The organism is Undibacterium sp. Ren11W (assembly GCF_049340485.1).
Classification (GTDB): domain Bacteria; phylum Pseudomonadota; class Gammaproteobacteria; order Burkholderiales; family Burkholderiaceae_D; genus Undibacterium.
On sequence record NZ_JBMPPB010000001.1, the window covers coordinates 671,676 to 683,184 of the forward strand.

Here is an 11,509-nt window from a genome sequence, read left to right on the forward strand (position 1 = left end):
AGGATGAAATTTTATGCCTGACGAGACCCGCTAAAAGAGTAAGAGTGGGATGGATACAGGTTGAAATTTGTCATGTTTATTCTCCTTATTATTGACATGATGTAGTGGCTCTCGCAGAGGAAAATTCTATCAATGATAGACCTTAGTAAGCAATGCGAAGCCTGAGATAGTGACTAGCACTGGGCGTATTCTAACAATGCGCCCGCGATTGGTAAAACATTTTTGAAAAAAATATCGGAACCGTGCTCAGGTCTTCCGTGTGTGTTCATGCAATACCTGAGCCAGCACTTTGTGAACATGCATAGAATTTACCGCTTAGAGGACGTGTCATATTTTAAAAAGTGCTTACGCAATACCGCTGCGCCTGCTGGCAGCATTTCGGCCTGCAAAGCGCATGAATACTGCGCAAACGATCTTAAAAATGGATAGGGGAGTCAGCGCCGCATATCCCTCCGTTTTGTTAAACATCCCGTTCGGTGCAAAACGCTTGCGGCTATTGCGGCTTTCGTATTTCGGCTCACGGTCTTGCAGGCCTTACTGTTTCTTATATATTCCACCCTCATAAAGCAGACCGTTACCCTTAATCGGAAGTGTGAGCGTTTCAAACGGGATTGGGATCAGTGCCGTTACATCCATAAGGACATGAATAACGCTCTGGTGGTCCACCTTTACGGCAAAGTCAAAATGTTTAATCGGATCATTTCTGCTTTCTTTAGAAGCGATACTGATACCCGTAATCGACTGCCCAGCTTGAAGCGTGGCCATGGCGTAGCCAGAGTCGAAACCCGTCATGTTTTGAACGGAACCATCAGAAAATTTGACTTGTGCTTTGCTATTTTTGGCGATGCGCACACTATTTTCCGGATCGTCAACATAAATGGCGACGTAGGCGATGTTCGGTTCCTTGGACTTAGCTTGTACGCTTTTGGCGCATGAAAATGTGGCATATTGCCAAATCGTAGGATGCAGATCATCGATGTCAAAAAGATCGCGATATTTATCATCAATCGCTATCGCCTGGACAATCATTTTGCGCAGTGCCTCTTCGGCGCTCCGGTACGATTTTAGCTTTGCCATCAATGCGTTGGATGCCTTAGCCCAAGATTCGCTATCTTGAGACTCCGCTTGAAAAGCGTTTATTTCTGCTTTGGTTTTTATGCGCAGCGCATGAAACGCCGATAATTCGGCGGGCAGCCTGGCCACTGCTAATTTCCCGGCCTTGTTCGCTGCCGCCAAGTTTGGATAGTCGCTCATTGCGGCTGAGGTTGCGGCTGCAGCGGCGGGTTCAGCTTGCTCTTTGGGTTTCCCGCCTGCGACCGCAATCTGTCCATGTAAGAAGGGGCAAAACGCATAGGCCTTTTCATCCCTTGCGCTTTCTTGTAGGTACTTAAGCTGGCTCGCGGCATCGTCTGACCATGGCTCTACGCCTTTGAGTGAGAGAAATGGACGCCGCGGTTTGAGCGCTTTCGAGGTGAGCACAAGCTTCCCATCCTGCAACTTCCAAGTGCCCTGGTTTTGCTGGTCTATGGCACCATAACTCATGGCCCATTCAAAGCTACCGTCCCGTTTGAGCAAGAGTTCAGAGCCGACTTCTGTGACGCCACTGAGATAGTAGTGGCCAGCGAGGTCGTCGCTTTGAGCGGAGGCGGCGCTGATAAACAGCATGAAAATCCCAGACACGATCACTGAGCGCCTAAGTGCAAACGCAAACCTATTGAAAGCGGAGAAAAAATTTGTGACGTTCATAGATAGTCAAATGTGGTGGCTGGGGGTGAAATTTAAGATTGGAACCCTGGGTGTTTAAAAAACGTCGCATCAGTTACGTACATTCCATACTGCGCAATACGCCCTATGGGCTTTTCGCTAATGCCTTGCACAGACACCTTTACCACAGCCCGCACATGGCGCGCTTACTGTAAGCGTCGCCAGGCGCTGTGCCAATTAAAGTTGCGGCTTATTGCCGCGCTGTGCTTCCGAATCGATCAGCTTTTTCTTTTCGATCGCATCTTTGGCGGCTTTGATTGCCGCCATATCGTATCTTAGCTTAGGATTCACCAGAGTAGTAGTGTATTTTGAAACAAGGCTCATTGTGGAATCGCCTGCGGCTGACGACATACGGGAGTGAACGGCGAATCCACATTTTTCGCTGAATTTTCGCGGCACCCACATAGCTAAATTCGTGCCAGTGATGTCACCCAGGTTATCTGTGCTATTGCCATCGGTATAGCAAGGAGAGACGCCGTAATAATCGCCGATTTTGACTGACATATATTGCTTGCCGCTGGCATCGTAATCCCACACCATGCTCAGGTTTTCGCTATAAGTCGACTTGCCATACTTGCTCTCTAAAGATTCGCGCAGGGTCTTTATATTCACGTATTTTTCTTTGTCGGCGATCTGTTGTGTTCTTCCTGCAAACCAGACGATACCGGCTTCGTTTTGCAGCACGACGAATTGATCTGCATAAAAAGTTGGCATGTTCTGCTTAACAATTTTTACCACGGCGCTCAGCCCCACCACGCGACCATCTTGGAGTTTGATTTCCTCAAACACATAGGCTGGATTAATTTTCTGCAGCACAGGTTTGGCCGCAAGCATTTGACCGCCGATTTTGTAGCCGCTGATGTCAGCTTCATTGTAGGCTGCGCTGTATGAGACGCCGTGCGCGGCAAAGCATAAGGCGGCGAGGGCGAACTGGCTTGCCAAAACATAGGTTTTTTGCATGTTTAAAAACTCCGTTGAAGTGGGACTTGGGTATGAGGAAAATTATCGAGTTTTTATTCGCGATACATAATTTCCGGAAAAAATTATAGCAAAATTGACAAAACTAGCCTAGTTGTTGTTACAATTTTTACTAGATGACGACTCAGCAAAGGATCTTCGCTGGCAGCCCTTTATCCTTAAACGCGCTGCCCGCATGCGCTACAAGCGAGTGCAGCGTGCTCACACCATCGCCATGCAGATAGCGATGGCCCAATGAACGTTGAGATAGATTTTTTTGCTTGTAGCTTTACGAGCTGATGCAAAGTCGTGCAATCTTTTAGAAGTTCCCGAATTGCTGACGCAATACCGCTGCGGCTGCTGGCAGCTTTTCGGCCTGCGGACCGCATGGATACTGCGCAAACGATTTTAAGGCGAGTTGGATATGTGGAAGTCTGAAGCATTTTCGTAGATTTCTACGGCGGATAAAATTTAAAACTGGAACTTAAAACTGGGGTCAAGTCTTGGCATGCAAGATCATACTTATGGATAGCTTATGAGCAGACTTGACCCAATATTTCCCATAAGAAGTGATCATCAGAATGGGTTTCATAAAAATGTCGATAATAGCGTCGCAGTGATTGTCGAGCCTGGCTGGCGATGACGATCGGGGTTAGCTTAAGTCTCGGTGACCGTTCAAAGGTATCGCATATTGCGTGCATATCGCGTGCATCATGCAGCTCATGCCTGGGATTGCGCATTTCGTCGTGTTCTTGATATTCCCGGTTTTTTTATCCTCTATGCTGCGGTTTCCCTTCTTAACCACGATACGAAAGTCCCTCATGCATAGCCTTTACCAGCCAGCAGCGTCTGGTTTAAACACCCAAGTTAGCTTATTGCGTGCTCTTATTGCCTGTTCATTTTTGGCGTCAAGCACCTATGCGCTCGCCGCCGATGTAGCGCTGCCGAGCGTGAAGTCGCTGGCTGGGCAATGTGATGCCGTGCTGCAGCCTATGCCACAGACCGGTACCGGCACCGTCGTGCTGGCGGCGCGCAAGGGCGAGCTGATTTGCGCCTCGGCACGCGGTATGGCAGACATCGAACTGGGCATCGCCATGACGCCCGAGCAAAAGTTTCGCATCGGTTCGATCAGCAAACAGTTTACCGCTGTTGCCTTACTTAAACTGATCGACCAGGGCAAGGCTAAGCTCGATGATCCTTTGTCAAACTATCTCAGTGATTTTCCCAATGGCGGGCAAATCAGCTTGCTGCAGTTACTCAACCATACTGCCGGCGTCAGTGATTTTACCAATGTCCCAAAATTTGCTGAAACAACACAACGTATTGATGTCGGCACCGAAGACTTAGTTAAGCTCATTGCTGTTTTACCGGTAGATTTTGCGCCGGGTAGCGCATGGCGTTATTCCAATTCAGGTTATATATTGCTCAGTGCCGTCATTGAAAAAATCACTGGAAAAAGCTGGCACGAGGCCCTCGATGAATTACTCATCAAACCACTCGAACTCAAGGACACCAGCTGGGAGAATCCGCAGCAGGTCTGGCCAGGTTTGGTGCGCGGCTATCAGGCAAATCAGAAGGGTGGCATTGCACCAGCGAGCCCGATCAGCATGACTGTGCCGCAAGGCGCCGGCGCATTGATTTCTAGCGCCAAAGACCTGTGGCGTTGGAATGAGGCACTGCATGGTGGACGTGTGATTTCCGCGGCCTCTTATCAGCAATTGACGACACCGCAGGGTGCCGCAATCAAAGACAAATATGGTTTTGGTATCGGTTCGCGCCAGGTGCGCGGACACGCAGCCCTATGGCATAACGGTGGCATCAACGGTTTTGCCTCCGATCTGATGTATCTCCCCGAGAGTGGCACCACGCTTGTGCAACTGAACAATTTTGAAGGTCCCACCAAACCGTATTCGATGAAATTGGCGGCACAGCTTATCGGCGATCCTTTTGTCGCTCTTACACCAGAAAAATGGAATGACATCAACATGAAAGCGGCGCAGGGCGTCTACGCCAAAAATGGGGTAACGCGGACCATAAAATTTACAGACGGAAAACTCTATTCGCAGCGTCAGGGCGGTAGAAGCCTGGAGCTCATCACGGCAACACAACAGCGGATCGGCTTTGAAGCCGATCCGCTTAGCTGGATGGAATTAGAAATAGACGCACAAAGAAAAATCACCGGCCTGAAATTTTATCCGCAAGGAAATAACGTGGGTGAAGTATGGCTACGCCAGGGCGATCTTCCTGCGCAAACCGCTGCCCTCGCATTAAGTGAAGAGCAGATCGCGCGGGTGCTTGGCTCTTACACCAGCCCCGTTTTTAGCACCGAAGTGAGGCGCAATGCCAAGGGCGGCCTTGAAGTGCAGGCTCAGGGCCAGCCAGCGAGCGACATCGTGGCTGTCGGGCCGAACAAGTTTAAACTGACCGTAGTCGACGCAACGCTGGAATTTGACGGACAAGGATCAGCTGCAGAAAGCGTGATGTTGCGCCAGGGAGAAAAAGAAATAAAACTGCTGCGCATCAAGGTGAAATGATACTTTGCGTTGAAAGCATTTGCCAGCGGCCAGGCAAAAAGCGCAGCCTCAGCCAGACCAGATTTTCCATGAGGCGCGCTTGGAAATAGCTAAAGCTTATCCGCAATGCCGCTGCGGCTTGTGGCAGCATTTCGGCCTGCAGGCCGCATGGATACTGCGCAAACGATTTGGGAACGGGTGGGTATGCTGCTAGCCTGATGCCGTTTACGTAGAGTCCATGCGGTGCCATACGTAGCGTGGGTTGCATCCACCCTACGTGGCCGAGGTGTTTGATCGAAATAGCTGCGCTATAAGTCGGAGTAAATTAAGGGCAAATAGAAAGCATACTGTCAGCCCAAAACTACTCACTACAAAGAGAAAAATTGCCGGTAAATCGCCTGCCGTTGTTTGTAACGGAGGTGTCAAACCGGCATATTTAAATAGAGGATTAATGCACAGCATTGCAATGATGTTTGATATCAAAAATGAGCGTGATTTTGTAGAAATTATCATGTGATTTGTCGATAGAATTTAGTTAGGTCTAGTACGTAGGTTGAATTAACTATTTATCAGTCCATCGCATTTCATGGCGCGTCGATAGATGTAGCGCTGATGAGACCTGGCCCAAGCTACCGTGCTGTAAATTCATTTGCTTCAAAGTGAGCTGGTTTGCTTTAAAAATCGTTGCGAAGCCAGCTCACTTTGATTTACTAAAAAGCGCTATTTTTTAGCTTTAGTCGCCTTGGGTTTTTCCGGCTTTTCGTCCTGCTCAATAAAGCCTATTGATCGCTTCTTTACAGGTTCGGGCTTAGGCGATGCCATTAATTCCCGTATCGCTTCAAGAACTTGTTTTAACTGCACGCGAGTATTGTGCTCAAAAGTATCGTGCTTCAATTCCATTAAATCGGCTTTGTTCTCCAGCTCATCCAAGCGCTGCGCCAAGTCTTTGTTCGATAGAGCTAACTCGCGCAAACGCACGAAGGCGCGTACCACATACACGCCAATTTCGACTGCCTGCTCAGAGTTAATCACATTGGCAGCTTGTATCGCGCCATGTTCAGTAAAAACGAACGGTAAGGTTTTAGAAAATTTCAATTTGCTGAGGTGGTCACAATCTGTGACCACCTCTTGCTTCTCAATGGATGTCAGCTGAAACATAAAATCTTGCGGAAAACGCTGGACATTTCGTTTGACCGCTTGATTCAGTGCCTTGGTCGGCACACCATACAGCTCAGCCAAGTCAGCATCGATGATCACTTTCTGGCCGCGCAACAGCAAGATGCGACTCTCGATGCGCGCTGATGGTGCGAGGGCTGATGAAGTCAATTTTTTTACAATCGTCATTTGTAACATTTCCCTATGAAGAAACTGAGATCAGTTTTGCCGTTCAAGAATTTCGATATGACGCATCTTGGTCAAGTGAATTACTATACATGACGAAAAGAAAATTAAGACTTCATCTCGAAAGTAATTCCACCGACCCTAGCAAATTTCGTCCCCGAAGCCCTGGCTATCAAAATTTTGGTGGAAATTCTTTCCAATCAAAGCAATCAAAGGGGGCATCAGATAGTTCATATAATGTTGAAGTTATCTAGCGTGTAGGTTGGACTAAAGTTTTATCAGTCCAACACAATTCAAAGGGTTTTGATCGATGTTGGACTGTTGAGACATAGCGCAAACTATGCGCCATCGATCTCAAAATGCTCAGCGTGCAAAGCGCTTGCGCAATACCGGTGCGGCCTGCGGCGGCATTTCGGCCTGCAGAGCGCATGAATACTGCGCAAACGATGTTGAACAGTTCGGATATGCGAAAGCCTGATTCAGTTTGCGTAGATTTCATTCGGCGCAATACGCCTGCGGCTATTCACGCCTTACGTATTACGGACTTAAATTTTCCTCCCATCGACTCTTATGCCACGATCACCAGATACCCCCCGTAAATCCTGAACCACTTTCTGCAATAAGAGTTTGCTTCTTTCAGATAAGCCCATTTTTTCAATAAATTCAACTTGGAGTCGCCCATCTTGTGGTCGCAATTTTACGTAAAAACACGTTGCAGTACCGATCGGCAACACAAATCTTGAGCTTATTTCCCCGGCGCTATCGACTTCAGGCAACAAATCACGCTTATATCCATTGAGTTCAATAATAGCGCTAACCTTTTCCATATCCGCTTCGTCGTAAGCCACTCCTAGATCAAATACAATTACTGATATGGTTATACATCCCGACATGATTATTATCAGACAGAGCGTAGTGATATATAGAATGAATTTTTTCATTTCTTCCCTTGGCAGTCAGGTAGACGGGTGCAAGCCATTTGATGTCTTCATTCCTCAATATTTAGCTGAGGTAAACCTGTTTAAGTGTACGGTGTTGTGTGTGCTTCACGCAATACCGCTGCGGCCTGTGGCAGCATTTCGGCCTGCAGGCCGCATGGATACTGCGCAAACGATTTTGAAACGGGCAGAGTATATGGCAGCCTGAACGTTTGCATAGAGTCCATACGGCGCAATACGCCCGCGGCTATTCACGCCTTCCGTATTCCGCCTCACGGCCATATTTAAAGCATGAAAACCGCGCTCAAGGTCGCCAAGCCCAGCGTCGTGGCGATGACGGTCGGGTACAAGATGCTTAATGTTAGCCATCTCCAGATCGCGCTCGGCCAGCTACACAGATAGGTGGTTCGTATCGCTAGCAGCGGATAACCCCACATCAGCCATTGCACCGGCACACTGATGATGCCAGGCAGTGGTAGCAATAAAAATATCAGACACAAGAATATAAATGCGTGGCAATGAAATGCGAATAACAGATGCGCACCATAAGAAATGCGGCGCAGCATAAACAATAGTTTCAGTAGCAAGGCAAACACCGGTACCAGAAAAAACATCGCCTTCGGTGCCTGATTAAATAATGCCTGTATTCCTTGATGGAGTTGCTCCTCTTGCGGCAGCTTGACGAAGTCTTTGATCCTCTTTTTTACATTCTCGGTCGGGTCCTGACTAAAACGATTGCCAAAAAATTGAATATTAAAATCAGGTACGTCGGTTGCTTCTGAGATTTTGGCGAGTATTTCTTCCCTGTTCTTTTTAGGATCAGGAACCAGTGGTTTGTTAAGCGCTGCTTTTTCTGCAGCCGCAGTGGCTTGTGGGATAGTCTGGGATGAGGCCTTAATCAGTTCAGAACTGATTTTTTCAGTGCTGGTACTGAGCGACAGCAGCAAAAAATACAGCACCGACAAGCCAAAATACAAGCGCACCGGACGAATAAAGCGCGCTCGCCTGCCTTCCAGAAAATCGACCGTCAAACCGCCAGGGTAACGCAGTAAATGCCATAGGGTGCGTGGCATCTTGCCGCGCTCAAACACATTGCGGGTCAAAAATTCATAGATAAAATCAACAGCCGTAGGCGCACCCGTGTAGGATTCCTGGCCACATTCCGGGCAATAATTCCCACTGTAGATCGTTGCGCAATTGCGGCAGGGCGCGTTTTCCTGCCTTTGGGTAGAGCGTGTAAAGCGGGATAATTGTGCTGATTTCATCTTGCTCCAAACGGATGCCTGTTTAGCGTCCTGCATTAAATTTTAAAAAGCTGAATGGGTCTGTAGACCGCAAGAAATATGCGTAATGGGTTTTGAAAATGCTGGAATCTTAGAACTTAGCCCGTGTTTGACATTTAGAAAGCACTTACGCAATACCGCTGCGGCTGCTGGCAGCTTTTCGGCCTGCAGACCGCATGAATACTGCGCAAACGTTTTTGAAACGGGTCGGGTATGCGATTAACCTGAACCGTTTGCGTAGATACAATTCGGCGCAATACGCCTGCGGCTATTGACGCCTTACGTATTACGCCTTACTGCCTTAGCGATTTTTCAATTATTTCCCGACTATGAGTGCTTGTTTTAAAGTCGTCCAGTGCAAGCGCTTGAACGCCTATTGAATTGAATCGGACGGCATTAAATTCACCAGAATTTTTCCCTTTCGCTTTAGCAAGTAGCACTGCATAGGTAAAAAAACCAAAAGGGTGAGATTCTTTGAGTTCATCAATTTTGGAGTCTTCAAGAGCGTTTAAAATTTTAAGTGGTGAATCAACTTCACCAATTCGATTAGACACAACTGCATAATTGCTCTTGTAAACTAACGTCGATGGAGATTTTGTTATCGCCGACATATAATTTTCTGCAGCCTTTTGCAGCGCGCCAAGCGTGCTATAAATCAGACCTCCAAGGTTCGAAAGAGATGCATTCATTACTCCAAGTTGCTCAAATTTTTCAAAGTCGGTTCTTGCTGATGTATAGAGTTGCGCATCACGTTGCGAATTCAGAATACGACTGGCCGCAATGAAATTAAAATGACTAATGCGGCTATCCAATGCTTTGCCATGTTCAGATGCTGCGAATTGAGCGAATTCAATCGCGTGCAGCGCAAGTAGCTGGCTATTAGATCCTTTTGGCGGTTTTTCAATATCGTTATTGCAGAACACTCCAGCAATTAATCCAAGCTCCGGGAAATTTGGTGCAAATTTGTCAGTAAATTCTTCTACGTCTTTTTCTCGATAAGCTGAATTTTTTCCTGATATACATAATGCTGATTTATCGAGAATTCCTATTTGATTCGCAAAATGAAAACTGGAGTGCGCCTCCCGATACAATTTTGTTAGTGCGATATTGAGCGCTACTGTACCGAATTTTTTCTGATACTCTAGAGCCTTGGTAAAACGAAGCACAATAGCAAAAGGGCTGGCCTTACTTGCGGATTCCTGAGTAATAAATTTCTTAAGAGAGCTTATGTCACCAATATCTATCGTGTCTAAATCAGAGGTGAAAAATTTTGACGCATATGGAACAAGACGTCCGATACTACCCACTGGTATAGCTTCCAACTGTGCGCCTGGTTCTATTTCAATATTGTGATCGTTTGAATCGGAAATAAATGCAAACGACAGTTCTGGTTGGGTGTTGAAAATCGTAATTCGTGTCAGCTCCACTTTAGGGTAAGTACCAATTGCTCTTGATGTGCGACCATCATTGACGAGAAATTTCCGCTTCCCTGTTAAACCTGTGGGGAAAACCTTAAACTCTTGCCCAATCTCCACGCCAACGTTTGTACCAATATCGAGTGCAACTATGCGAGTACGCTTATCTTGTTCTAATACACGTCCATAAGTATTCACAATGTCGTCGAATAGTATCACCTGATTTCGGCCGGCCGCTTTCGCTCTGAATAGTGCAGAATCGGCAAGCCCTAATAAATACTTGATCCAATCTGTGTCCTTGCTGATTGACGTACTTGGTGAGTGAATTGCGACTCCAACACTGGCGCTAATAGAGCGTTCTTGTTGTATTGGTAGTATTAACATAGACAGATTTTCATTTTTGGAGAGATCTTCCCATTCTGTTTTTGATGGGAGCACCTCGTCCGCAATTTCAGATCTAAATAGATTGGCCCACTCTAATATCTCATCACGAGTACAAGTGCCAACAATAAGAACAAGAAATTCCTCTCCAGAGGGGTGCCCAAGATCTATTGAAACACGTCCCTCGGCTAGGTTTTTAACTTTGGCCGCAGCCTTTTCCATCCTAATACTAAAACTTTTGAGCACCTGATCGCCATAGAGGTGCCCATATGTATCATTGACTTGTTTGAAATGATCAATATCAAGCGCAAAAATTGCGAGGTTCTGAGGAAGTGTGTTCTCCTGTCCTTCTGCATCACTATCTAAGTTGTTGCTGATGGAGTGCAATGAATCACTCAGTCGTTTATAAAAGGCTTCGCGAGCGAGAAGTAATGTTAAAGGGTTATGTGCAACTTTGAACGCGTTTATTGCGCGTTCTATTACATGTTGAATACGTGTTCTGGAACTTCGTCGTTTCTCTAGTCGAGGAGAACTTAAGAATAAAATCGATACTACGCAATTAAATTCTTCGATCGCGAAATAAGCGAGGAGTTCTTTTGAGTTATGTTGGGCAATAAGTTCTTTTTGAGATTTTTCAAGATTTACTAACTCGTCAGCGGTCACTTTTCGATCGTTATCAAGGATACGCCACTCGCTTTCGAAGTAATAATAAATTTCAGTTGTCAGGCCATCTGTTGCCATCTCTTTTGTAAGTTCTATATTTAGAAAACGTAATCTGTCGAGTTTCATGTTTTATCTTAGAATAATGTGGAAAAATATTCGGGTTATTGAAATTAACTTTAATGAATCCAGATTTGTTCAATCTGCAAAAGAGCAATAGTTAGGGACTTGTATTAATTCTTTGTTGATATTTGCAT

At 46.4% G+C, this 11,509-nt stretch carries 7 protein-coding genes; 1 reads left to right on the forward strand and 6 read right to left on the reverse strand.

What is annotated here, in order from left to right:
* Nucleotides 1–534: 534 nt before the first annotated feature.
* On the reverse strand, nucleotides 535–1,746 hold the full coding sequence (locus ACO0K8_RS03120) for a hypothetical protein (RefSeq protein ID WP_422945157.1): 1,212 nt from the start codon (nucleotides 1,744–1,746) through the stop codon (nucleotides 535–537).
* A gap of 195 nt (nucleotides 1,747–1,941) precedes the next feature.
* Nucleotides 1,942–2,598, reverse strand: a complete 657-nt coding sequence (locus ACO0K8_RS03125; protein ID WP_422945158.1) for a hypothetical protein — start codon at nucleotides 2,596–2,598, stop codon at nucleotides 1,942–1,944.
* Nucleotides 2,599–3,542: 944 nt separating this feature from the next.
* Here ACO0K8_RS03125 and ACO0K8_RS03130 point away from each other — a divergent pair.
* A complete protein-coding gene (locus ACO0K8_RS03130) occupies nucleotides 3,543–5,255 on the forward strand; it encodes a serine hydrolase domain-containing protein (RefSeq protein ID WP_422945159.1) in 1,713 nt (570 codons plus the stop codon).
* A 699-nt stretch (nucleotides 5,256–5,954) separates the two neighbouring features.
* Here the strand turns inward: ACO0K8_RS03130 and ACO0K8_RS03135 are convergent.
* The 4 genes from ACO0K8_RS03135 to ACO0K8_RS03150 form a co-directional block, all read right to left on the reverse strand.
* Nucleotides 5,955–6,578 carry an ORF6N domain-containing protein gene (locus ACO0K8_RS03135; RefSeq protein ID WP_422945160.1) on the reverse strand — a complete coding sequence of 208 codons (624 nt, stop codon included), beginning with the start codon at nucleotides 6,576–6,578 and terminating at the stop codon, nucleotides 5,955–5,957.
* Nucleotides 6,579–7,120: 542 nt separating this feature from the next.
* A complete protein-coding gene (locus tag ACO0K8_RS03140; RefSeq protein WP_422945161.1) occupies nucleotides 7,121–7,516 on the reverse strand; it encodes a hypothetical protein in 396 nt (131 codons plus the stop codon).
* A 281-nt stretch (nucleotides 7,517–7,797) separates the two neighbouring features.
* A complete protein-coding gene (locus tag ACO0K8_RS03145) occupies nucleotides 7,798–8,778 on the reverse strand; it encodes a DUF3667 domain-containing protein (protein WP_422945162.1) in 981 nt (326 codons plus the stop codon).
* Nucleotides 8,779–9,089: 311 nt separating this feature from the next.
* Complete coding sequence (locus tag ACO0K8_RS03150; RefSeq protein ID WP_422945163.1) at nucleotides 9,090–11,381, reverse strand: GGDEF domain-containing protein; 2,292 nt, start codon at nucleotides 11,379–11,381, stop codon at nucleotides 9,090–9,092.
* Between the last annotated feature and the right edge of the window lie 128 nt (nucleotides 11,382–11,509).

What these genes read in the sequence shown, in the direction of transcription:
- ACO0K8_RS03135 (WP_422945160.1), bottom strand. Translation starts at nt 6,578, where the DNA reads ATGACGATTGTAAAAAAATTGACTTCATCAGCCCTCGCACCATCAGCG.
- ACO0K8_RS03130 (WP_422945159.1), top strand. Translation starts at nt 3,543, where the DNA reads ATGCATAGCCTTTACCAGCCAGCAGCGTCTGGTTTAAACACCCAAGTT.
- ACO0K8_RS03125 (WP_422945158.1), bottom strand. Translation starts at nt 2,598, where the DNA reads ATGCTTGCGGCCAAACCTGTGCTGCAGAAAATTAATCCAGCCTATGTG.
- ACO0K8_RS03120 (WP_422945157.1), bottom strand. Translation starts at nt 1,746, where the DNA reads ATGAACGTCACAAATTTTTTCTCCGCTTTCAATAGGTTTGCGTTTGCA.
- ACO0K8_RS03145 (WP_422945162.1), bottom strand. Translation starts at nt 8,778, where the DNA reads ATGAAATCAGCACAATTATCCCGCTTTACACGCTCTACCCAAAGGCAG.
- ACO0K8_RS03150 (WP_422945163.1), bottom strand. Translation starts at nt 11,381, where the DNA reads ATGAAACTCGACAGATTACGTTTTCTAAATATAGAACTTACAAAAGAG.
- ACO0K8_RS03140 (WP_422945161.1), bottom strand. Translation starts at nt 7,516, where the DNA reads ATGAAAAAATTCATTCTATATATCACTACGCTCTGTCTGATAATAATC.